Below are 23,010 nucleotides of genomic sequence, written 5' to 3' on the forward strand. Positions count from 1 at the left end.
CCTTGAACGACCCCACCAGGGCCGGCGGTGCGTTGACGTTAGGACCCGTCAAGCAGCGTTAACAAGACGTTGACGTGCGAGCAATAAGCGCAAAACTCCAGGTCAGAGCTTTGCTCAGGTCAGCTGCTGATCATTTTCGGTCGCCGGGGGAGCTTTTCGGCTCATGGGCGCGACCTCGACGGGCACCCCGTTGAGCACCGCGTTGCCCGACAGCGGGTCGAGCAGACTGCCGTCGAGGAGCTGGTTGACGTTGACGCCGGGGTCGGCGGCGGCGTGGCTGAGGCGGGTGCCGGGGCGGTCGTGACCCCAGCCGTGCGGCAGGCTCACCACACCGGGGCGCACGCCGTCGGTGACCTCGGCGGGCGCGGTCACCTCTCCCCCGGCGCCCTTGAGGCGTACGGCCGCCCCGTCCCGTACACCGAGCCGCTTCGCGTCCTCGGGGTGGATGTGCAGGGTGCAGCGGTTGGAGCCGCCGGTGAGGGCGGGCACGTTGTGCATCCAGCTGTTGTTGGAGCGCAGATGGCGGCGGCCGACGAGGACGAGGCCCTCGGGACGCTCGCGCAGGGCCTGCCGGAGGCGGGGCAGGTCGTCGGCGATCGGCTGCGGCAGCAGTTCGACCTTGCCGCTGGCGGTCTTCAGGGGCTGCGGCAGCCGGGACTTGAGCGGCCCGAGGTCGATGCCGTGCGGATGCGCGAGCAGCTTCTCCAGGGTCAGCCCGTCGGGCCGTACGCCGAAGCCGTCGCCGTAGGGGCCGAGGCGCAGCATCATGTCGAGCCGTCGCTCGGGGCCGTTGTCGCCGGTGAGCAGGCCGGCCAGTTCGCGCGGATCGCGGCCGTGCACGGGTGAGTGCGGTTCCTTGACCGCCTTGCCGAGGGTCTGGTCGATGACCATCGCGTCCACGGCGGCCGGATCGGCCCCGTGCATGCCCGTGGCGGCCAGGATCAGCCGGGCGAGGATCTCCGTCTCGGCCATCCTGCCCGGCTCCAGGGGGACCGCGGGGCGGGTGTAGCGGACCTGGTTGCGCACGGCGAGGGTGTTGAAGGCGAAGTCGTGGTGCGGGCTCTGCGCGGGCGGGGGCGGCGGCAGTACGACGTGGGCGTGGCGCGAGGTCTCGTTGAGGTACGGGTCGACGCTGACCATGAAGTCGAGCGAGTCGAGGGCCTTGTCGAGCCGGTCGCCGTCGGGGACCGACAGGACGGGGTTGGCGGCGACCACGACGAGGGCGCGGATCGGCTCGCCCTCGTCGGTGGCGGTGTCGATCTCCTCGGCGAGCGCGGAGATCGGCAGCTCGCCTTTCGCCTCGGGGTGTTTGCTCACCCGGGAGTGCCAGCGCCCGAGCGAGAAGCCATGGCCGGGTCCGGCGGGGCGGGGCATCCGGTCGGTGGCCGCCTGCGGGAAGAGGGCGCCGCCGGGGCGGTCGAGGTTGCCGGTGAGGATGTTGAGGACGTCGACGAGCCAGCTGGCCAGGGTGCCGTGCGGGACGGTGCAGCTTCCGATGCGGCCGTAGACGGCGGCGGTGGGGGCGGCGGCGAGTTCGCGGGCGAGGGCGCGGATGACGTCGGGCTCGACGTCACAGGCTTCGGCGACGGAATCAGGGGTGAAGTCGCCGACGGCCGCGCGGAGTTCATCGACGCCGTCCACCACAGGGGCGAGGCCCTTGAGGTCGACGAGGCCTTCCTCGAACAGCACATACGCCATCGCCGCGAGGAGCAGGGCATCCGTCCCGGGCCGGACGGCGATGTGCCGGTCGGCGAGTGCGGCGGTGCGGGTGCGGCGCGGGTCGATGACGGTGAGGGTGCCGCCACGGGCCTTCAGCGCCTTCAGCCGGCCGGGGAAGTCGGGCGCCGTGCACAGACTCCCGTTGGACTCCAGCGGGTTGGCGCCGATGAGGAGCAGGTGGTCGGTGTGGTCGAGGTCCGGTACGGGGATCGCGCCCGCGTCGCCGTAGAGCAGTCCGCTGGAGACGTGCTTGGGCATCTGGTCGACCGTGGACGCGGTGAAGAGGCTGCGGGTGCGCAGGCCGGCGATCAGGACCGGCGGGTACAGCGCGCCGGCCATGGTGTGCACGTTGGGGTTGCCGAGGACGATGCCCACGGAGTTCGGCCCGTACCGCTCGACGACCGGGCGGAGACCGGCGGCGACCGCGTCGAAGGCCTCCTCCCAGGTTGCCTCGCGCAGCTCACCGTCCTTGCGCACGAGCGGGGTGCGCAGGCGGTCGGGGTCGCCGTCCACGGCACCGAAGGAGGCGCCCTTCGGGCAGATGAACCCCTGGCTGAACACGTCGTCGCGGTCCCCTCGGGCGCCGGTGACCCTGGTCCCCTCGATGGTGAGGGTCAGGCCGCAGGTGGCCTCGCACAGGGGGCAGATGCGCAGTGCGGTGCGGGACACGGGTCCTCCCGGGGTGGCGGCAGCGGTGACGCGCGGACGTGAGGCCGAGCATACCGACCGGTATGCACGGAGGGGAGACCTTTTCCGGGGTGAGGTCGGACATGCGCGAACCGTCAGTCGAGGACCCGCGCCAGGTACGCCCGCAGCATCTCCCGCATCTCCTCGATGATCCGGTCGTCGCCCTGCGGATCCACCCGGAAGGCGAGATGGACCAGGGTGTCGGCGGTTTCGACGGCGATCAGGAAGGTGCGGCGCAGATCGTCGTCCGGCTCGTGGCCGAGATAGCCGGAGAGCAGGTCGCTGAGGCGGTCGGCGACGCGGTGGTTGGGTTCGCTGCGGGTGCCCACGGGGATCTGGTTGCCGAAGTCGACGAGGGAGAAGCCGGGCGCGGTGCGCTTCATGGCGAGGTACTCGTCGAGCACGGCGTCCAAGGCCGCGCGCCAGCCCCCGTCACCGGCCTCCTTCAGGCGCTCGGCGACCTGTGCGGTGAAGCGTTCGAGGTTGCGCTGGGCGAGGGCGTCGGCCATCTGGCGCTTGTTGCCGAAGAAGCGGTAGACGGAGCCGATGGGGACGCCGGCACGCTGGGCGACGGCCCGGGTGCTCAGGTCGTCGTAGCCGACCTCGTCGAGGAGGTCGGCGCACGCGTCGAGGATCCTGGTGAGCCGTTCGGCGCTGCGCCGCTGCACGGGCGCCCGGCGTAGCGATGCTGGATGGGGCACGGTCTTCATGATGCCTTTCCGGCTCGGTCCGGTGAAGCTCGACCCCCTGTACGGAGCCGGACCCCCGGCGCGCTCAGTGCCGCGGCGGACGGCGTCGCCTTCGGCGCCGCGGTCGCCTCCGCCCCCGATGCCGTGATGTCGGCCATGCTCTCCACGGGCTCGCCGTCCACCGCCCACACGGTTCCGTCGTCGGCGTGGAGACGGACGGTGACCTGGTGGGTACCGCGCGGGACGAGCGCGGCCGGGAGGCGGTGGGCGGGGGTGCGGAGGCGGGTGACGAGACGGCCGTCCACGAAGAGGTACGCGAGCCCGCGGCCGGCCACCGCCTGCGCCCGCACGCCGGCGGGCGAGAAGCGGAAGTCGCGCACCGTCAGCCGTACGTCCCAGCTGCCGTCGCCGTCGGGGTCCGGCTGCACCTCGATGCCGACGCCGGGCGCGTCGCCCTCGTCCACCTCGCGGTAGTGCCGCCCGTCGGCGTCGGTGTCGCCCAGGACCTCGCCCGCCGGGGCGGGCGACGCCGCGTCCTCCTCCTGACCCCGCGCACCACGGGAACCGCAGCCCACGGATCCGGTCAGCAGCAGGACACAGACCGCGAGCGCGGTGAGCAGGCTCCGCGTCCACGACATGCCGGGAGACTAGAACACCGGTCCGGCAACCGGATCCCCCTGAAGTCTGGTCGGCGTCCGGTTCTCGTCGTCCCCGCAGAGGAGCTCCGGCCGATCTCTTGCGCCCGGGCAACCGCAATCCTACGGTGAAGCATAGGAATCAGATCTCAAGGGAGCGATCATGAGCGATGGGGGTACCTCCCGCGCGGGCGTGTTCGAGCGTGAGGGAGCGCGGAAGACCGCGGAAGGGCTGACCTACCTCTCCGGTTTCGGCAACGAGCACAGCTCGGAGGCGGTACCCGGGGCCCTCCCGGAGGGCCGCAACTCACCCCAGCGCGCCCCGCTGGGTCTGTACGCGGAGCAGCTGAGCGGTACGGCGTTCACCGAGCCGAGGGCCCACAACCGCCGCTCATGGCTCTACCGCATCCGCCCGTCGGCCGCCCATCCGGCGTTCACCCGCACCGACAACGGCGCGATCCGTACGGCCCCCTTCACGGAGTCGGTGCCGGACCCGAACCGGCTGCGCTGGAACCCCCTGCCCGAGCCCGTGCCGGGGACCGACTTCCTCGCCGGCCTGTGGACCCTGGGCGGCAACGGCGACGCGACCCAGCGCAGCGGCATGGCCGTGCACCTGTATCACGCCAACTCCTCGATGGACCGCGTCTTCAGCGACGCCGACGGCGAGCTGCTGATCGTGCCGGAGCGCGGCGGTCTGCTGCTGCGCACGGAGTTCGGGCTGCTGCATGTGGAGCCGTCACAGGTGGCGCTGATTCCTCGTGGGGTGCGCTTCCGTGTGGAGTTGCTGGACACCGCATCCGACGGCGGGCCGAGCCCGACCGCCCGGGGTTATGTGTGCGAGAACTACGGGGCGCCCTTCCACCTCCCCGACCTCGGCCCCATCGGCGCCAACGGCCTGGCGAACGCCCGCGACTTCCAGGCGCCGGTCGCCGCCTACGAGGACGTCGAGGGCCCGGTGGAGGTGGTCAACAAGTTCTGCGGCAACCTCTGGACGGCGACGTACGACCACTCACCGCTCGACGTGGTCGCCTGGCACGGCAACCATGTGCCGTACATCTACGATCTGCGCCGTTTCAATGTGCTCGGCACCATCTCCTACGACCACCCCGACCCGTCGATCTTCACGGTGCTGACGTCCCCGTCGGACACCCCCGGCCTGGCGGGCGTCGACTTCGTGGTCTTCGCGCCGCGCTGGCTGGTGGGCGAGGACACCTTCCGGCCGCCGTACTTCCACCGGAACGTGATGAGCGAGTACATGGGCCTCATCCAGGGCGCCTACGACGCGAAGGCGGAGGGGTTCGTCCCCGGTGGCGGTTCGCTGCACAACATGATGTCGGCGCATGGTCCGGACCGCGAGACGTTCGATCGCGCGAGCGCCGCCGAGCTGAAGCCGCAGAAGGTCGACGACGGTCTGGCGTTCATGTTCGAGACCCGCTGGCCGGTGACGCTCACGCCCCAGGCGGCCCGGGCGGAGCACCTGCAACAGCGCTACGACGACGTCTGGCAGGGGCTCGAACGTCACTTCCGCCCGTTGCACTGAACGATCAGGACAGGTACGGATAGCCCGTGACCTCCTTCGCCCCGGACTCGATCGTCCTGAACCGCAAGCTGCCGCTCTGGTACCAGGTGTCGCAGTCGCTGCGCGCCTCGATACTGGGCCGCCGGCCGCAGGACCCGCTGCGGCTGCCCACCGAGGAGCAGTTGGCCGGGCACTACGGCGTGAGCGTGCTGACCATGCGGCAGGCGCTGAAGGAGCTGGAGGACGAGGGCCTGATCACGCGCCACCGCAGACGCGGCACGTTCATCGAGCCGGACGCCCTGCGGGGCGCACCCGTGCGGCTGCTCGGCTCGGTGGACGCGATCGTGGCCCAGCAGTCCGGCATGGCGACCGAGCTGCTGGACCACGGCAGGGCACCGGTGCCGCCCGAACTCGCCGAGTACTTCCCGGACGTCGACGAGGTGGCGACGTACCACCGCCTGCGCAGCGACGAGAAGACGGGCGAGCCGACCAACCACGCCCGCAACTACCTCCGCCCCGAACTGGCCACGCGCATCGACCTGGACGATCTGGTCCGCTGGCCGATGACCAAGGTGCTGCGGGACGTCGTCGGGGCGGACATCAGCCGCATCACCGACACGGTCGAGGCCCGCCTGGCCGACCCGGAGACGGCGAAGCTGCTCGAAGTCCCCTTGCTGAGCCCGATCCTGCACTACACGGGCGTGACCTACGACACCGAGGGGCGGGTGCTGGACGCGGCGGTCATCCACTACCGGGGCGACCGCTTCTCCTTCACGGTGACCCTGGAAGCCACGTGAGCGCCCCGCCGGAAGCGCGGTGACGAACCTCGGTCCGGGGGGCTCGTCACGCGGTTCCCCGCGCCCCTCGGGCCGCTCGACACGTCGTACGATGCCGAGCGTGACGCACGACGACGCTCCGCTGCTGGCGGACCTCATGCCGTGGTCCGTCGCACCGCCGCGGCTCGGCCGGGGGTGGCCGACGGGCCCCGACGCCGCGTCCCTGAAGGCCCGCTGGGACGCCTTCGTGAAGGCCGAGGGCCCGGCCCGGGAGGCGCTGCTGGAGCCGACGCGCTCCCGCACGCTGCACTCGGCGGTCGGCCAGCTGCCCGGCCAGTCCACCGGCACGGAGAAACTGGTCCGCGCCTCGGGCCCCTGCCCCGAGCCGGTACGCGTCCTGCGCGCCCCCTTCGACGAACAGTGGCTGATCCCCGACCACCGCCTGATCGACGCCGCCCGCCCGGAGTTGTGGCGGGTGGCGGACGAGCACCAGGTCTTCGTCCTGGAGTCGCCCGAGTCCCCCCTGCTGGCGACCTCCCTGCTCCCGCTGGTCCGCCCGGGCCGTGTCCGCCCGCTGTACCGCCGCCCGGGAGGCACGGAACCCAACCTGGCGCCGGGCCTCCTGGAGCACCTCCGGGACCGGCTCGGCGGACCGGTCGAGCCGCTGGACGTCCTCGCCTGGACGCTGGCGGCCGTACGCCCGGACCTCACCGTCCCGCTCACCGGCGACCCCGGACTCTGGTCCCGTGGCGTGGAGTCGGGCCACCGCGCCCTGTGGCTGATGCGCCGCAACGGCGACCGTCCGAAGCTGCCCGGTGGCCGCCGCCCATATGTCCGCGCGCCGCTCCCCTCCCGTCCGCTCACCCTGGACTACGACCGTGACGAGGAGGCCCTGCTGCTGGACGAGGGCCGCATCTCCCCGGTCCCGCCTCAGGCCTGGGACTTCGAGGTGGCCGGCGTGCGGGTCCTGGAACAGTGGTTCACCGCCCGCGTCACGGAGCCGGAGCCGGGCACCCTCGCGGCGATCCGCCCGGCGACCTGGCCGCAGGCGTGGACGTCCGAGCTGCTGGAACTGATCACCGTCCTGGCCCTGCTGGCGGAACTGCCGCCTCTGCACGACGAGTTGACTTCCACGATCACGGCAACCGACCTCCGCACGGCCGAAGTCCTGCCGGTGCCGGAGTCGGCCCGCCGGCCGGCGTCGGTGCTGGACGGGCAGGAGGAAGGGCCGGAGGGGCAGCTCGCGCTGATCTAACCCCGGTCGGGGTCGAAGGCGTCCAGCACCCGTTCGAGCGCCCGCCGGAACACCGCCTCCAGATCGATCGGCCCGCTGTCCTCCATGAAGGCCGCGGCCAGGCGCGGATACGCACCGGTGGCGACCTGGCTGCCGAGGTAGGCGATGCGGACCGCGTTCTCCTCCTCCTCGGACCAGGGCATGGAACGGGTGCGCTCGGCGGTGGCGATCTCGTTCGCGGTGTACGTCGTCACGACGCCGTTGAGCAGCGCGACCAGCTCCGTCTTCACGCCGTACGGGACGTCGAGCGGATCGAGACAGGCCAGGCAGTGCTCCAGATAGCGCAGGGTGTTGGGGCTGAAGCCGTACACCCCTGACATCAGACGCGGCACCCAGGTGTGCCGGTGCATGATCGCGCGGGTCTCCTCCGCGTTGCGGATCATGTCGGCGCGCCAGTCGCCCGAGGGCTCCCGGATCTCGTGCTCGGCGCCCACCGCGTCGATCATCAGCTCGTACAGGTCCTCCTTGCGGGGGACGTAGTTGTACAGCGACATCGTCCCGCAGCCCAGCTCGGCCGCGACATGCCGCATGGACACGGCCTCCAGCCCGCCGGCGTCGGCGATCCGCACCGCCGCCGCCGCGATGTCCGCACGCGTGAACGCGGGCCGGGGACCACGCCCGGTCCGCTCGGGACGCGCCCAGATCACTTGGGGTTCGGCCGCCTTGCCCGCCATCGATCATCACCTCGGCCACCATCCTAGTTACGTACAGCGTACGTAGTGCGCTATGGTCGAACCATGACTACTACGTACGCTGTACTTAGTGAGGGTCTGGAGAAGCGGTTCGGCGAGGTCCATGCCCTGCGCGGGCTGGATCTGGCCGTCACGCAGGGCACCGTCTGCGGGATCCTCGGGCCCAACGGCGCGGGCAAGACCACCGCCGTGCGCCTGCTGACCACACTGCTGCGGCCGGACGCCGGCTCGGCCCGTGTCGCGGGGCACGACCTGCTCCGCGAGGCGGCGGCCGTCCGGCGCCGGATCGGCGTCACCGGTCAGTACGCCTCGGTCGACGGCGACCTGACCGGCCGCGAGAACCTTCGGCTGTTCGCCCGGCTGCACCGGGTGCGCGGGTGGGCCGAGCGGGCCGACGAGCTCCTGGACCGCTTCGGCCTCGCGGAGGCGGCCGACCGGCCCGCGGCCACGTACTCGGGCGGGATGCGGCGCCGCCTCGACCTGGCGGCGAGCCTGGTCCGCCGCCCCGAGGTGCTGTTCCTGGACGAGCCGACCACCGGCCTCGACCCGGCCAGCCGCAACCGCATCTGGGACGCCGTACGGGAGCTGACCGCCGACGGCACGACGGTGCTGCTGACCACGCAGTACCTGGAGGAGGCCGACCGACTCGCCGACGACATCGCCCTGGTGGACCGGGGGCGGGTCGCGCACACGGGCTCGCCGGCCCGGTTCAAGGCGCTCATCGGCGCGCATGTCGAGGTCGTCGTCACCGACGCCGACGTCATGGTGAAGGCGGCGGCCGTGCTGGATCAGCTCACGGGCACCGAGCCGTCGTTCGACCACGAGCGCCGTGCCGTCGGCGCGGTCACCCGGGACGCCACGCTCACCCTCCCCCGCCTGGTGCGCGAACTCGACGCGGCGGGCGTGTCCCTGCTCGACGCGAGTCTCAGACCGCCGACCCTCGACGATGTCTTCCTGCGGCTCACCGAGGAGCGTGCGGCATGAGTGCGTTGGCGTACGACGGCGGCGCGATGCTGGGCCGGCAGCTGCGGCGGATCCGGAACAACCCCGGGCTGCTGATCCTGACCCAGACCATGCCGATCACCATGCTGCTGTTCTTCGGCTACGTCTTCGGCAGCGCGCTGGCGATGCCCGGCGGACAGTACCGGTCCTTCCTGGTGCCCGGTCTGCTGGTGGCGACGGCCGCCAACGGGATCATGACCGGCATGTTCCAGGCGGCCCAGGACACGCACCGGGGTGTGATGGACCGCTTCCGGACGCTGCCGATGAGCCGGGCCGCGGTGCCGCTGGGGCAGGCGTCCGCGGATCTGGTCGTGACGGCCGCCGGGACGGTGCCGTTCCTGCTGGTCGGGCTCGCGGTGGGCTGGCGGATCGAGGGGTCCGCACTCGAAGCGGCGGGCGCCTTGGGCCTGTTGCTGCTGTTCCGGTTCGCGACGACCTGGGTCGGCATCTTCCTCGGCCTGCTCACCCGCAACGAGGAGGCCGCCGGTCAGCTGGGCGGGGCCACCTTCCTCCTGCCGCTGCTGTCCAACGCGTACATTCCGACGGACGGCCTGCCGGGCTGGCTGCGGACCCTGGCCGAGTGGAATCCGATCAGCGCGGTCACCACGGCCCTGCGGGACCTCTTCGGCAACGCGCCGGTGCCGGAGGGTGCCGCCTGGCCGGTCGCGCATCCGGTCGCCGGGTCGCTGGTGTGGTGCGCGGTACTGCTCGCGCTGTTCGCACCGCTCGCCGTACGCCGGTATGCGCGCGGCGAGAGGTGAACCATCCGTCGATGCCCGCGCCTGGCCAGGGTGTCGGCGCGGGACATGACTACTGAGCGGGAGGGGGTGGGGTCGGGGGGACGTGCCCGCACCCGGGTGGCGCTCCCGGGCGCCGCTGCGTGCCGTGGGGATGACGGCGGCGACAGCGCGGTACGGCGCCGGGACGGAGTGGCCTGCCGGGCGCGGGCTCGAAAGTCGGTCGAGGAACGCCGGTGCGGCTCAGCGCCCGCCGAACAGCGAGCGGCGGAGCCGACGCAGCGGGGCGAAGAGCGAGACACGGCGAACCCGCGCACCCCGGTCGCTGCGCTCGTGCGCGGTGTCACGAGTGGTCAGTTCACGCATCAACGAGGTCGCCTCGGCCGTCTCCCGCTGCGGCACGGCGGGACCCGCCAGCACCGAGAGATGGCGGTCAAGGCGCGAACTGGTCGCGCTGCTCCCGCAGGTGATCGCAGGGACCCTCGCCCTGCTGCGCACTGTTATCTGTTCCATGTCACTCCCCACCCGTACGAGTCCACCCGGCCCGGGCAGGTTAACCCTATCGCCCCGACGCGGCACTCGTGTATCGCGGTCACAGGATTCACCTTCCCCGTAAGGGTGTTGACAACCCGTCTCCGATTACTCTCCGAATCCAACTGATTTCAGGGCGAGTTGGACAATCGGCTGGCTGGTGGGTTGCGGTGATCCTCCGTCAGGCTCGACGGTAACAGCCAGTGACGTCGCTGACTTGTCGAGACCGGACGTGGCCAAGGGCGTGTCGCCGTCGAAAAGCCCGAGGGAGCGCGGTTGCGCATCAGGGCGCATCAGCCAGAGCTGGTGCACCCGGCCGCTCGGCAGGTCGCCGTATCCGCTCAGAGTGACGATCGCACGCCCCTGGGATGCGGAAGCCACCACTCCGATCGTCCGGCCCTGCGCGTCCTCGCCGGCGGTCGCCCGGGCGTCCGGGGCCGCCAGAACGTTAGCGATCTCACTCGCCCGGGCCCGCTGGGCGTCCAGCTGATCCTGCGTCCGGTCGGCCTGGACGGCGAAGAGGGAGGCGACGACCAGGGCCGCGGCGGCCGTGGCCGTGGCGAACGGCACGAGCAAGGGCCGCGGTCCGGCCGCACGGGTGCGGGCCGGCGGCGGCTGGGTGCCCCACACGTGCGGCGGCAGTTGCGTCGCACGCGCGCGTGCGGGCTCCCGCCCGGGCTCCTGCGGCATCGTGCGTACGGCGGCCAGCACCCGGTCGCGCAGCGCGGCCGGCGGCGGGGCGGCCGTCGACCAGGCGAGCCGTACGGCGTCCTCGGACAGGGTCCGCACCTCGGCGGCACAGCCGGCGCAGGTCTTCAGGTGCTTCTCGAAGCGGAGCCGCTCGGCGGGCTCCAGGGCGTCGAGGGCGTAGGGGGCGGCGAGGGAGTGCAGGTCCTCGCGTCGCAGCAGACGGGCGACGAAGCTCACGCGGCACCTCCCAGGCACTTGCGCAGCTGGGTGAGTCCGTCGCGCATCCGGGTCTTGACCGTGCCCAGCGGCAGGGAGAGCCGCTCGGCCACTTCACGGTACGTGTAGCCGTCGTAGTAGGCGAGGGTGACGGACTGCCGCTGTAAGGCGGTGAGTCGGTCCAGGCAGCGGCGCACCCACTCGCGTTCGAGGCCGGCCTCGACCTCCTCGGCGACATGGTCGAAGGCCGGGTGGTTCGCGCGGAGCGCCTCGCGCTGTTCGCGCTCGCCGGCCGCGCGGGCGCTGCGCACCCGGTCGACGGCACGGCGGTGGGCGAGGGTGAGGACCCACGACAGGGCGCTGCCCCGGCGGGGGTCGAACTTCGCGGCCGAACGCCAGAGTTCGAGCAGCACTTCCTGGGCCACCTCCTCGGACTGGGCGGCGTCGCGCACCACGCGCCGCACGAGCCCGTACACCGGCCCGGAGACCAGCCCGTACAGCTCCTCGAACGCCTTCTGGTCACCGCCCGCCACGAGCACCAGCAGCTCGTCCGCCTCCAACTCGTCTCCCCCTCCCGCCAGACCGCAGCGCGGCCGTCTCGTCCCACGAGGCATTCGCAACGAACCCACCTCCGGATGGGGTTACGGATCAGCGGGGCGAAAACGCGGGCCGCCGGACGATGAAACAAGTTTTCAGTTCCTCCGTAAGAACGCTTGGGATTCGACCAATCCACCCTGGCGACGGCTCCGAATCGAGTTCGTCAGGCAAGTTGGCACTGAGGACGGACGGCATGACACCTAATTCCAGGAGCGGTGCGGGACGCAGGGGTCTCGCGACCCTCGTATGTGGTGCGCTGGCCGCCGGAGGGCTCGCAGCCGCCGGCGTGACCGCGCTGGAACCGGGGGCGGCCTCCGCCTCCAGCCACCGGGAGGCCCCGCTGATCTCGGGGACGCCGCAGTACGACAACACGGATGTGTACGCGTTCGTCAGCCCGGACAAGCCGGACACGACGACGATCATCGCGAACTGGATCCCGTTCGAGGAGCCGGCCGGCGGACCGAACTTCTACACGTTCGCCGAGGACGCCCAGTACGACCTCCACATCGACAACAACAGTGACGCGCAGGGCGATCTGCTGTACCGCTTCACCTTCGACACGCACGTCAAGAACGAGAAGACGTTCCTGTACAACACCGGTCCGGTCGAGAGCCTCGACGACGCCGACCTCAACATCACGCAGACGTACGACATCGAGCTGATCAAGCTGAAGGACCAGCATCCGGTGTCGAAGACGAAGATCGCCAACGACGTCCCGGTGGCGCCGTCGAACGTCGGCAAGGCCTCGATGCCGGACTACGCCAAGCTGCGCGCCCAGGCCGTCCACGAGCTCCACGGTGGCACCACGTCGTTCGCCGGGCAGGCCGACGACCCGTTCTTCCTCGACCTGCGGGTCTTCGACCTCCTCTACGGCGGGAACCTCTCCGAGGTCGGCAACGACACGCTCAAGGGCTACAACGTCAACTCCATCGCCCTGCAGGTCCCGACCCACATGATCGCCGAGTCGGCGGACCAGCCGGTCGTCGGCATCTGGTCGACGACCCAGCGCAAGAACGCCAAGGGCTACTTCGAGCAGGTCTCGCGCCTGGGCAGCCCGCTGGTCAACGAGGTCGTCAACCCGCTGAAGGACAAGGACACGTTCAACGCGTCCGTGCCCGCGGACGACGCCCAGTTCCTGAAGAACGTCACCCACCCCGAGCTGCCGAAGCTCATCGAGGCGATCTACAAGATCCCGGCGCCCGACGAGCCGCGCAACGACCTGGTCGACGTCTTCCTCAAGGGCGTGAAGGACCTCAACCAGCCGCCGCACGTCACGCCGTCCGAAATGCTCCGCCTGAACACCTCGATCAAGCCGGCCGCCGAACCCAAGCGGCTCGGCGTCCTCGACGGCGACACCGCGGGCTTCCCCAACGGCCGTCGCCTCACCGACGACGTGATCGACGCCTCGCTCCAGGTCGTCGAGGGCGAACTGCTCGGCGCCAAGAACGACTTGGGCGACGCGGTCGACAAGAACGACAAGGAGTTCGAGAAGGCCTTCCCGTACGTCGCCCTGCCGACGGAGGGTTCCCGCGGCCCGCTCGCCAAGGGCACGGACGGCGAGACCGACGTCCGCAGCCAGCTCGGCGACGCCCTGCAGCCGGCCGGTGCCTCCGGCGGCACCGACGACATGACCCTGATCGCCGGATCGGCGGGCGCCGGCGCGCTGGGCATCCTGCTGATCGGCGGCGCCCTGATGTGGTGGCGCCGGATGCGGGACCGGGCGTACTAGGGCCGTCGGCCCCACAGAGCTGGCGCGGCCCGCGTAGAACTCATCCCCCACGGCGCGGGCCGCGCCGTCCGACGCGACAACTTCCGTCAGCAGCAAGGCGAGCGAGGAGAGGGAATGGCCCCGCGCACGAACGACAGCGAGCCGGAGAAAGGGGAGCCCTCCGCCGATGAGCGCATCGCCGCTGTGCGGCGGGTGAGTGCCGCGAGGGGGCAGGAACGGCGGGGCGAGCTCTCGACGCCGGGCGGCCTCCTTCAGCCCGTCCGGCGTTCGAGGACGAGGCCCGTTCAGGGCCGAAGCGGGGGGCTGCGGGCCACGGGCCCCCAGGACGGCGGGGTCGAACGGGCGCAGCTGCTGGAGGACGGGACGGGTAGGGGCGGCGGGGGCGAGAAACCCTCTGACCAGCGCATCGCCGCCGTACGGCGGGTCGCCGCGGCCGGACGCCGCCGACGCGCACTCCACCTCGCCGGGTGCGCCGCCCTGTTGGCCGTCGCGCTCACCGCCGGATCCATCGCCCTCGGCGCCGTCCGCGACACCGGCCCCCAGCACCTCACCCCCGCATCGGCCGCCGTATCCCCGGGGCTGCTCGCAAGCGGCGACCTCGACGCGGGCATCACCTCCCTCCAGGCCCATCTCCGCGCCCAGCCAAAGGACTTCAGCAGCTGGTCCGCCCTCGGCCTCGCCTACGTCGAACAGGCCCGCACCAAGGGCGACCCCTCCCGCTACCCCCAAGCTGAGCAGGCCTTCGAGCGCTCGCTGGAGCTGGCAGGCGACAACGACCAGGCCCTGGCCGGCCACGCCGCCCTCGCCGCCGCCCGGCACGACTTCGAGGACGCCCTGCGGTACGCCGACCAGGCCCTGAAGGTGAACCCCTACAGCGAACGCGCCCTGTGCACCCGGATCGACGCCCTCGTCGAGCTCGGCCGCTACGCCGACGCCGCCAAGGCCGCCGACACCGCGGACGACCGCCGCCCGGGCATCCCGGTCTTCACCCGGTACGCCTACGTACGCGAGCTGCGCGGCGACGTGCCCACGGCCCGGCGGGTCCTGGAGCAGGCGCTCTCCTCCGCCGTCACCCCCGGCGACATCGCGTACGTCGCCACCCAGCTCGGTCAACTCGCCTGGAACCAGGGCGACCACGAGAGGGCCCTCACCCACTACGCCCGCGCGCTCGCCGCCGACGAGAACTACGTCCCCGCCCTCGAAGGCCGCGCCCGAGCACAGGCGGCGAGCGGCGACAGGGCGGGCGCGGTCAAGGGCCTGGAGGACGTCGTCTCCCGCTACCCCCTGCCCGGCCCGCTCGTCGCACTCGGCGAGCTGTACGAGGCGGTCGGCGACCGGGCCGAGGCCGCCGACCAGTACGCCCTCGTCGACGCCTGGACGGCCCTCGCCCGCGCGGGCGGCGTCAACGCCGACCTCGACACCGCCCTCGCCGCCGCCGACCACGGCGACAAGGCGTCCGCCCTGCGCGCCGCCCGCGCCGAGTGGGACCGCCGCCACACCGTGCACACCGCGGACGCCCTCGCCTGGGCGCTGCACGTCAACGGCAAGGACGAGGAAGCCCTGCCCTACGCCCGCAGGGCCACGGCCACCGGCTACCGCAACGCCGCGTTCCTCTACCACCGCGGGATCATCGAGCGCGCCACGGGCCACGCCGAGGACGCCCGCGAGCACCTCGAAGCCGCGCTGAAGCTCAACCCCGGCTTCTCACCGCTGGGCGCCCGAGAAGCCCGTACGGCACTCAAGGACCTGGAGGCGGCCAAGTGACCCCCCGTCGTCTGCTCGCCTCCTGCGCCGCCGTCCTCACGGCGGCCTGCGCGCTCGCGCTGTTCCCCGCCCCTCCCGCGAGCGCGCACCCCCTCGGCAACTTCACCGTCAACCGCTACGACGGCCTGGTCGCCGCCCCGGGCGAACTGCGCGTCCACCATGTCGAGGACCTCGCCGAGATCCCGGCGACCCAGGCCGGGCCCGCCATCGAGAAGGCCGGCATGACGGCGTGGGCCCGGCAGCGCTGCGCGAACGCCGCGCGGGGCAGCGAGGTCACCGTGGACGGCCGTACGGTCGAGCTGACGCTGCACAGCAGCCACGCGCGCGTGCGGCCCGGCCAGGCGGGGCTCGACACGCTCCGCGTGGAGTGCCGACTGACGGCGCCGCTCCCCGAGGACGCCACGGTCGCCCTCGGCTTCCGCGCTGCGGGCGCGGAAGCCGGCCCCGGTTGGCGGGAGGTCACGGCGCGCGGCGACCGGATGACGCTCACCGCCTCGGACGTACCGACGGAGTCGGTCTCCCGGGAACTCACCGAGTACCCCGAGGAGTTGCTCTCCTCCCCTGCCGACACCAGCACCGCGTCCCTGCGCGTGCGCCCCGGCGGCCCGGCCCTGGCCGAGCCGGAGCAGGACGCCCCCGCCTCCTCGGTCCTGCCCCGCGGCGCCGACCGCTGGACGCGCGCCCTGGACGGCCTGGTCTCCCGCCAGGACCTCACCGTCGGCTTCGCTGCCCTCGCCCTGATCGTCGCGGTCCTCCTCGGCGCGATGCACGCGCTCGCCCCCGGCCACGGCAAGACCATCATGGCCGCGGTCGCGACGGCACGCGGCGGCCGGGCGCGCCTCAGGGACGTCATGCCGCTGGCCGCCTCGGTGACGGTCACCCACACCCTGGGCGTGGTCGCCCTCGGCCTCCTGATCTCGGCCGGGTCGGCGGCGGCACCGTCGGTCATCACCTGGCTGGGCATCGCGAGCGGCGTCCTGGTGACACTGGCGGGGGTGACGCTCGTACGGCGGGCCTGGCACATCCGCGGGCATGCACACCCGCACCCGCACGACCACGCCGACGCCCACGCCCACGCCCACGCCCACGCCCACGAGCCCCAACGGGTCCTGGTCGCCGCGCACACCCACACCACGACGGAAGCCCACTCCCCCGCACCCGGCCACCCCCACCCCCACCCCCACACGCACGACCACAGCCACGAGCACGATCACCGCCACGGCCACACCCACTGCCTCCTCACCCACACCCACGGCGGCTTCACCCACACCCACCCCACCGCCCCCACCCTCCGCGGCACGATCCTGCTCGGTTTCGCCGGCGGGCTCGTGCCCAGCCCCTCCGCGGTCGTCGTGCTCGTCGGCGCGGCGGCGCTCGGCAAGGCGTGGTTCGGGCTGCTGCTCGTCGTCGCGTACGGCGTCGGGCTGGCCCTCACCCTGACCGCGGCCGGGTTCGCCGTCGTGAAGCTGGGTACCGGTGTGAACCGGCTGCTGGACCGGCGCCCGCGCTGGACCGCACACCCGACGACGATCCTGCTGCGGGGGGCCGCGCCGTTGGTGTCGGCGCTCCTCGTCGTGGCTCTCGGGGCCGGATTGGTGTTCCAGGGGGCGGCATCCGCATTCGGCTGAGCTACTTTTGGGGAGAAATCACGCGAAGAGTTCGGAGTGGAGATTTCGCGCGGCTGCGAATGGGGGACCCCCGTGTCCGAAGAACCGGGCAGTGAACGTCTGATCGCGGGCCGCTACCGCCTCCTGTCCCCGCTCGGCGAGGGCGGGATGGGCACCGTGTGGCGGGCCCGTGACGAGCTGCTGCACCGCGAGGTCGCCGTCAAGGAGGTACGGGCCCCGCACGGGCTGCCGGCCTCGGAGGTCGAGCGTATGTACGCCCGGCTGGAGCGCGAGGCGTGGGCGGCCGCGCGGGTGGCCAACCGCAATGTCGTCACGGTGTACGACGTGGCCATGCAGGACGGCCGGCCCTGGATCGTCATGGAGCTGGTCCGCGGCATCTCGCTGGCCGAGCTGCTGGACGCCGAGGGCCCGCTGACACCGCAGCGTGCCGCGCACATCGGCGCCGAGGTGCTGGCCGCGTTGCGGGCCGCGCACGCGGCGGGGGTGCTGCACCGGGACGTGAAACCGGCGAACGTGCTGATGTCGAACGACGGCCGGGTCGTGCTGACCGACTTCGGTATCGCCATGGTCGAGGGCAGCTCCGCGCTGACGATGACCGGCGAGGTCATCGGCTCCCCCGAGTTCCTCGCCCCGGAGCGGGCGCTGGGCCGCACCCCCGGTCCGGCGTCCGACCTGTGGTCCCTCGGCGTGCTCCTGTACGCGGCCGTCGAGGGCAACTCCCCGTTCCGCCAGGACACCCCGCTCAGCACCCTGCGCGCGATCGTCGACGAGGAGCTGCCGCCGCCTCGGCGGGCCGGTCCGCTCGCCCCCGTCATCGAGGGGCTGCTGCGCAAGGACCCGGCCGAGCGGCTGCCGGCCGAGCGGGCCGAGGAGGACCTGCGGATCATCGGTGCGGGTGGGACGCCGCGCGCGGACACCGTACGGGCGGGCCCGTACACCCCGACCGTCGCCGCCTATCCGACGCCGGGCCGGACCGCCCCGACGACCCCCGTCCCGCCGCCCGGACCGACCAGGCCCGCACCGTTCGCCGCTCCCGCGCACGACACCGCCCCCGACCGCCCGGACCGCAACCGCCGCGCCGCCCTCGCCCTGATCGCGGGCCTCACCGCCCTCGCCCTGGCCCTGGCAGGACTGACGTACGCCCTCCTCGACCGCGGGGGCGACGGGGAGCAGGCGGGCGGGGAGAGCACCACCAGCCAGGTGGGCGGCGGGACCTCACCGACCGGGCCCGAGGACGAGAACACCGCCGACGAGGCCGAGAGCCCGACGCCGAGCCCGAGCCGGAGCGCTACGACCGCTCCGGCGCCGCAGTCCGTGCGGGTGACGCTGGCGGGCGCGAACACCGAGTACTCCGGCGCCTGTCCGCCGCCGAGCGGCGAGGCGCCCGCCTTCACGGCGACGTTCACGGTGGGGCGGCTGCCCGCGCAGGTCAGCTATCGCTGGGTGTCGGAGGACGGCGAGGTCATGGATCCGGGCTGGAAGACCCTGTCGTTCCCGGCGGGCGGGGAGCGGACCAGGCAGGACAGGGCGTTCGTGACGACGTACGACGAGAGCGGGACCTTCGAGAACGAGATCAGCGTCGAGGTCCGCGACCCGGTGGAGACGAAGTCCAACTCGGTGCCGTTCTCGGTGACCTGTGTGACGGAGACCCCGACGGGCGGGGTCTCGCCATCACCTACCGTGTCGCCGAGCTCGTAGGAAGGCCGGCCCGGCAGGAAAGCCGGACTCGTGGGGATCAGGCCGCGCTGTCCAGCACCGGCAGATAACCACCCGACTGGCCCCCGGCCGTCGGGTGGTAGGACTCCGGGATGTTGAGCCAGTTGACGGCGTGCATCCACGAGCTGCCGGAGCAGATCTCGTGTCCCGTGAAGGCGGGCCGCACGTCGCCGAAGGTGAACCCGTGGTCCACGGCGCGCTTCTCGGTCGCCGCGTCGATGTAGTCGGCGGCGTCGTTGAGCGCCCTGCGCTTGGTCTCGGACAGGCCGAGGCACGACGGCACGCCCAGCTTGTAGAAGCGGGGGTAGCCCAGTACGACCACATGGGCGGACGGGGCCTTGGCGCGGATGGCGGAGTAGACGCTGTCGAGCCTGCCGGGCAGCGTCGAGTCGACGTACGCCTTCGCGGTGTTGATCCGCGAGACGCAGGCGCTGTCGGACTGGAGCACACAGGTCGTCATGATGTCGGCGAATCCCGCGTCGTTGCCGCCGATCGTGATGGACACGAGTGCGGTCGTGGAGTTGAGCGGGCCGAGCTGACTCGCCGTGACATCACTCGTACGGGCGCCCGAGCAGGCGGTGAAGTCGAACGACGAGGGTGAGTTCGCCGCGGCCCACAGGTACGGGTACGCCCTCGTGCTGCGCTTGCAGTCGCCGCTGGCGCTGATGTAACTGCCCGCGCCGAGGCCGGAGGAGTAGGAGTCGCCGAGGGCCACATAGCCGCCGGTTGCGGCGGTGTCGGCGGCCTGCGCGGTGGCGGTCCCGGTGAGGGCGGCACTGACGGCGAGGAGGAGTGAGGCGACGTATGCGGTAAATCGGGAACGTCTCATGGAACCTCCCTATAGCAGGATCTCTGCCTTAACCGTCGTAGCAACTACGCGTGTTGACGGGAAGTGTCCATGCCAAGACTTTTCGGGCGATCACCGGCCATCCGCCGTCATCACGACTCCCATCCTGTCGGTTCGCTGTGGGTTCGATTGCGTGTCCATGACAGAATTGTTGACAGCATGTCAACTCCCTTGTCCTGCACGGCAGAAGCACAGATCCTTTACTTCGGCCTGAACGGGAACGCGCCGTTCCGGCCGTGCGCGCGAGCACGCGCGCACCCCCCACAGACGCGCGCCCCACCCAGGCGTGCGCCGCCTAGAGGAGGACTCCCTCGTATGGCACAACCGCGTAGCAAGAAGGTCCGGTTCGCCGCGATAACCGGCCTGGCGACCGCCGCCCTCGTGGGCGGGCTCACCGCCCTTCCCGCCCAGGCCGCCCCGGCCGAGGGCAAGGTCCTGGCCGCCGGCTCCCCCACGGCGATCAAGGACAGCTACATCGTCACGCTCAAGAAGAACGCGGGCCTCAAGGCCGCTTCGAGCGCGGGCAAGAACCTGATCAAGGAGTACGGCGGCGCGGTGAACAAGACGTTCAGCACCGCGCTGAACGGGTACGCCGCCACCCTCTCCGCGACCGAGGCCAAGAGACTCGCCGCCGACCCGGCGGTGGCGTCGGTCGAGCAGAACCAACGCGTCCGGATGGACGCCACCCAGTCCAGCGCCCCCTGGGGGCTGGACCGCATCGACCAGACCTCGCTTCCGCTTTCGGGCACCTACACCTACCCGGACAGCGCCGGCAGCGGGGTGACGGTGTACGTCATCGACACCGGCGTGCGCATCACACACCAGCAGATCAGCGGCCGCGCGTCCTACGGCTACGACGCCGTCGACGGCGACACCACCGCCTCCGACGGCAACGGCCACGGCACCCATGTGGCCACCACGATCGCGGGTTCCACGTACGGCGTCGCCAAGAAGGCGAAGATCGTCGGGGTCCGGGTGCTGAACAACAGCGGCTCCGGCACCACGGCGGGCGTGGTCGCGGGCATCGACTGGGTGACGGCGAACCACTCGGGTCCCTCGGTCGCCAACATGTCGCTCGGCGGCGGCGCCTCCACCGCGCTGGACACGGCCGTGCGCAACTCCATCGCCAGCGGCGTGACCTACGCCGTCGCGGCCGGCAACAGCAGCGCCAACGCCTCCTCCTACTCCCCGGCCCGGGTCGCCGAGGCCATCACCGTCGGCGCCACCACCAGCTCCGACGCCCGGGCGAGCTACTCCAACTACGGCTCCGCCCTGGACATCTTCGCCCCCGGCTCCTCGATCACGGCGGGCTGGTACACCAGCGACACCGCGACGAACACCATCTCCGGTACGTCGATGGCGACCCCGCACGTCGCGGGCGCGGCCGCCGTCTACCTGGCGGGCCACACCTCCTCCACCCCGGCCCAGGTCGCCTCGGCCCTCACCGCCGGCGCCACCACCAACGTGGTCACCAGCCCCGGCTCCGGTTCGCCCAACCGGCTGCTGAAGCTCGTGCCGTGACCCCCTCCCGCACCACCTGAACCACCGTTCCCCGGAGGCCCCGCCGCCTCCGGGGAACGCCCGTGCCCGGGCCGGACACGAACAGATGCCAAGAGGCCATGCGCATCTTGACGGCCGGCGCGGCGCTGAGCGACATTGAAGCCCGGCATCCGGCGCTTCGGGGGGCAAAGTCGCCAATGCAGACCTTACGTATCAAGACAGCTTCGTCCGAGGACACCGAGCGGCCGCGACCAGGACCGGGGAGGGATCTGACGCCGCTGCTCGCGGGCGCCGCGACGGCTGTGGGGGGACTGGGCGCGGTGCTCGCGCTCGTCGACTCCGCCTCGCCGCTGCGCGGCCCGTTCACCCTGTTCTTCCTGCTCGCGGCGCCGGCCGCGGCGATCGCCGCCGCGCTGCGCGGGCTGGAACCCTTCGGCCGCGGCGTCGCCGCGGTTGCGGGCGCGGTCGTCGTCAACATGCTGGTGGCCCAGGGCATGCTGGCCGTGCACCGGTGGTCGGGACGCGGCGGGATCGTGGCGGTGACCGCGATCAGCGCCCTCATTCTCCTGCTGGTCCTGGTACGGCGGCTGCGCGGCCGTACGACGCGAAGGCGGACTCCCTGACGTGGACATCAGCGTGTACCGCCCCGGCGAGCTCAGCTCCGCCGACCGGGCGGCGTGGACGGCGATGCAGTCCAAGGCCCATCTGCAGGGTTCGCCCGAGCTGGGCAACCCCTTCCTCTCCCCCGAGTTCGCGCTCGCGGTCGGCCGCTGCCGGCGCGGGGTGCGGATCGCGGTCGTACGGGAGGGCGGCGAGCCGGCCGCGTTCTTCCCGTTCCAGCGAACGGCGGCGGGCGTCGGCCGGGCCATCGGCCTCGGCGTCTCGGACGCCCAGGGGGTGGTGCACCGGCCCGGGTTCACCTGGGACGCCCGGGAGCTGCTGAAGGCGTGCGGGCTCGCCGTCTGGGAGTTCGACCACCTGGTGGAGGGCCAGGCGGCGTTCGAGGCGGCGGCGTCCGGCACGTTCCCGTCCCCGGTCATGGACGTCGACCAGGGGTACGAGGTGTATCTGGGTCACCTGCGCGAGCGGTCACCGAAGTTCACCAGGACGACGCTCGCCAAGGAGCGCAAGCTGGGCCGGGACCACGAGGGCGTGCGCTATGTGCACGACGAGCGCGATCCGGCCGCCCTGCGCACTCTGATGGCCTGGAAGTCCGCGCAGTACCGCCGGACCGGGCGCAGCGACCGCTTCGCCCACGAGTGGATCACCGAGCTCGTGCGGCAGCTGTTCCACTCCCGCTCCGAGTCGTTCGCGGGGGTCCTGTCGGTGCTGTACGCGGACGACAAGCCGATCGCCGCCCACTTCGGGCTGCGCAGCGAGCGGGTACTGGCGTGCTGGTTCCCGGCGTACGACCCGGCTTTCTCGAAGTACTCCCCAGGCCTGGTCCTGCATCTGCGCATGGCCGAGGCGGCCGCCGCCGACGGCATCGCCCATCTCGATCTCGGACGGGGCCAGAAGGAGTACAAGGACTCCCTGAAGACACGCGAGCTGACGGTGTCGGAGGGGTGGGTGACCCGGCGTCACCCGGTCGCGTTCGGACACCGGGCACGCCGTGCCCCGGTCCGGGCGCTGCGCAACACCGTGCAGGCACGGCCGGAGCTGTTCGAACCGGCGGACCGTCTCCTCAAACGCGTGGGGAAGATCCGTTCGGGACGTGGGTGACGACCGGGCCAACTCGACCGGTTACGGTCAAACCAACAAAAACGTGAGAGCTCGTTCCAGCTCTTGCCATACAGTCTCAATCATCAATACCGTCGTACATCTCACCCGCATCGGACTGTCTGCAAGCGGCTCCAGGGGAGGGCTCAGGGACCGCGGCAGTCCCGGCGCGGGGCGCGGTAGGGGGGTGCTCGGTGACGGTGTCCGCACATGTCTCCGAGTCGTGCCGCGCGACCGGCTGCCGCTTTTCCGGTGGTCGGCCAGACATGCCAGCTCACCGAGCGCGCACGGAGTTCCACTCATCCGTGCCGTGAGGTGAGGAC

The 23,010-nt window shown here is 72.0% G+C and carries 20 protein-coding genes; 12 read left to right on the forward strand and 8 right to left on the reverse strand.

Going from position 1 to position 23,010, the window contains the following annotated elements; genetic code table 11:
• Positions 1-114: 114 nt before the first annotated feature.
• The 3 genes from AQI70_RS27675 to AQI70_RS27685 all read right to left on the reverse strand — a co-directional run bounded on the left by AQI70_RS27675 (position 115) and on the right by AQI70_RS27685 (position 3,733).
• A complete protein-coding gene (locus AQI70_RS27675; RefSeq protein ID WP_062154750.1) occupies positions 115-2,388 on the reverse strand; it encodes a molybdopterin oxidoreductase family protein in 2,274 nt (757 codons plus the stop codon).
• A gap of 113 nt (positions 2,389-2,501) precedes the next feature.
• Positions 2,502-3,116, reverse strand: a complete 615-nt coding sequence (locus AQI70_RS27680) for a TetR/AcrR family transcriptional regulator (RefSeq protein ID WP_062154752.1) — start codon at positions 3,114-3,116, stop codon at positions 2,502-2,504.
• Positions 3,113-3,733 carry a hypothetical protein gene (locus tag AQI70_RS27685; protein WP_062154754.1) on the reverse strand — a complete coding sequence of 207 codons (621 nt, stop codon included), beginning with the start codon at positions 3,731-3,733 and terminating at the stop codon, positions 3,113-3,115. Before AQI70_RS27685 ends, AQI70_RS27680 begins: the two co-directional genes overlap by 4 nt.
• A gap of 160 nt (positions 3,734-3,893) precedes the next feature.
• On the opposite strand from AQI70_RS27685, the gene hmgA reads away from it, so the two are divergent.
• The 3 genes from hmgA (at position 3,894) to AQI70_RS27700 (ending at position 7,280) form a co-directional block, all read left to right on the forward strand.
• On the forward strand, positions 3,894-5,270 hold the full coding sequence (hmgA, locus tag AQI70_RS27690; RefSeq protein WP_062154756.1) for a homogentisate 1,2-dioxygenase: 1,377 nt from the start codon (positions 3,894-3,896) through the stop codon (positions 5,268-5,270).
• 26 nt (positions 5,271-5,296) lie between these two features.
• Positions 5,297-6,046: a GntR family transcriptional regulator gene (locus AQI70_RS27695; protein WP_062154757.1), complete on the forward strand. Its 750-nt coding sequence runs from the start codon at positions 5,297-5,299 to the stop codon at positions 6,044-6,046.
• Positions 6,047-6,137: 91 nt separating this feature from the next.
• Positions 6,138-7,280 carry a type ISP restriction/modification enzyme gene (locus AQI70_RS27700; protein WP_062154758.1) on the forward strand — a complete coding sequence of 381 codons (1,143 nt, stop codon included), beginning with the start codon at positions 6,138-6,140 and terminating at the stop codon, positions 7,278-7,280.
• Here AQI70_RS27700 and AQI70_RS27705 read toward each other — a convergent pair.
• The gene (locus AQI70_RS27705) at positions 7,277-7,993 is read right to left on the reverse strand and encodes a TetR/AcrR family transcriptional regulator (protein ID WP_062154759.1); all 717 of its coding nucleotides are present in this window, start codon (positions 7,991-7,993) and stop codon (positions 7,277-7,279) included. The two genes, AQI70_RS27700 and AQI70_RS27705, sit on opposite strands and share 4 nt — an antisense overlap.
• Positions 7,994-8,056: 63 nt before the next feature.
• Here AQI70_RS27705 and AQI70_RS27710 point away from each other — a divergent pair, with 63 nt between their 5' ends.
• Positions 8,057-8,995, forward strand: a complete 939-nt coding sequence (locus AQI70_RS27710; RefSeq protein ID WP_062154760.1) for an ATP-binding cassette domain-containing protein — start codon at positions 8,057-8,059, stop codon at positions 8,993-8,995.
• The gene (locus AQI70_RS27715; RefSeq protein WP_062154762.1) at positions 8,992-9,774 is read left to right on the forward strand and encodes an ABC transporter permease; all 783 of its coding nucleotides are present in this window, start codon (positions 8,992-8,994) and stop codon (positions 9,772-9,774) included. The genes AQI70_RS27710 and AQI70_RS27715 overlap by 4 nt, the downstream gene beginning before the upstream one ends.
• A 219-nt stretch (positions 9,775-9,993) precedes the next feature.
• Here the strand turns inward: AQI70_RS27715 and AQI70_RS27720 are convergent, their stop codons facing one another.
• The 3 genes from AQI70_RS27720 to AQI70_RS27730 form a co-directional block, all read right to left on the reverse strand.
• On the reverse strand, positions 9,994-10,263 hold the full coding sequence (locus AQI70_RS27720) for a hypothetical protein (RefSeq protein ID WP_062154764.1): 270 nt from the start codon (positions 10,261-10,263) through the stop codon (positions 9,994-9,996).
• 126 nt (positions 10,264-10,389) lie between these two features.
• Positions 10,390-11,208: an anti-sigma factor gene (locus AQI70_RS27725; RefSeq protein ID WP_062154766.1), complete on the reverse strand. Its 819-nt coding sequence runs from the start codon at positions 11,206-11,208 to the stop codon at positions 10,390-10,392.
• On the reverse strand, positions 11,205-11,747 hold the full coding sequence (locus tag AQI70_RS27730; protein ID WP_062154767.1) for a sigma-70 family RNA polymerase sigma factor: 543 nt from the start codon (positions 11,745-11,747) through the stop codon (positions 11,205-11,207). Before AQI70_RS27730 ends, AQI70_RS27725 begins: the two co-directional genes overlap by 4 nt.
• A gap of 230 nt (positions 11,748-11,977) precedes the next feature.
• Here AQI70_RS27730 and AQI70_RS27735 point away from each other — a divergent pair, with 230 nt between their 5' ends.
• From AQI70_RS27735 to AQI70_RS27750, 4 genes are all read left to right on the forward strand, one after another.
• A complete protein-coding gene (locus AQI70_RS27735) occupies positions 11,978-13,513 on the forward strand; it encodes a DUF4331 domain-containing protein (RefSeq protein ID WP_062154769.1) in 1,536 nt (511 codons plus the stop codon).
• 114 nt (positions 13,514-13,627) lie between these two features.
• On the forward strand, positions 13,628-15,277 hold the full coding sequence (locus AQI70_RS27740; RefSeq protein ID WP_062154771.1) for a tetratricopeptide repeat protein: 1,650 nt from the start codon (positions 13,628-13,630) through the stop codon (positions 15,275-15,277).
• Positions 15,274-16,905 (forward strand): urease accessory protein UreH domain-containing protein, encoded by a 1,632-nt coding sequence (locus tag AQI70_RS27745; RefSeq protein ID WP_062154773.1) that lies wholly within the window; start codon positions 15,274-15,276, stop codon positions 16,903-16,905. Before AQI70_RS27740 ends, AQI70_RS27745 begins: the two co-directional genes overlap by 4 nt.
• 72 nt (positions 16,906-16,977) lie before the next feature.
• Positions 16,978-18,603 carry a serine/threonine-protein kinase gene (locus tag AQI70_RS27750; protein ID WP_062154775.1) on the forward strand — a complete coding sequence of 542 codons (1,626 nt, stop codon included), beginning with the start codon at positions 16,978-16,980 and terminating at the stop codon, positions 18,601-18,603.
• Positions 18,604-18,640: 37 nt separating this feature from the next.
• Here AQI70_RS27750 and AQI70_RS27755 read toward each other — a convergent pair whose 3' ends face one another.
• Positions 18,641-19,450, reverse strand: a complete 810-nt coding sequence (locus tag AQI70_RS27755) for an SGNH/GDSL hydrolase family protein (protein WP_062154777.1) — start codon at positions 19,448-19,450, stop codon at positions 18,641-18,643.
• Positions 19,451-19,783: 333 nt separating this feature from the next.
• On the opposite strand from AQI70_RS27755, the gene AQI70_RS27760 reads away from it, so the two are divergent.
• From AQI70_RS27760 to AQI70_RS27770, 3 genes are all read left to right on the forward strand, one after another.
• Entirely contained in the window at positions 19,784-20,989 is a 1,206-nt protein-coding gene (locus AQI70_RS27760; RefSeq protein ID WP_062154779.1) for a S8 family peptidase, read from the forward strand.
• A 176-nt stretch (positions 20,990-21,165) separates the two neighbouring features.
• Entirely contained in the window at positions 21,166-21,591 is a 426-nt protein-coding gene (locus AQI70_RS27765; protein ID WP_244181863.1) for a hypothetical protein, read from the forward strand.
• Position 21,592: 1 nt separating this feature from the next.
• Complete coding sequence (locus tag AQI70_RS27770) at positions 21,593-22,690, forward strand: GNAT family N-acetyltransferase (protein WP_062154783.1); 1,098 nt, start codon at positions 21,593-21,595, stop codon at positions 22,688-22,690.
• Positions 22,691-23,010: the final 320 nt, after the last annotated feature.

Origin of the sequence: Streptomyces curacoi, assembly GCF_001513975.1 — a bacterium.
GTDB lineage: Bacteria > Actinomycetota > Actinomycetes > Streptomycetales > Streptomycetaceae > Streptomyces > Streptomyces curacoi.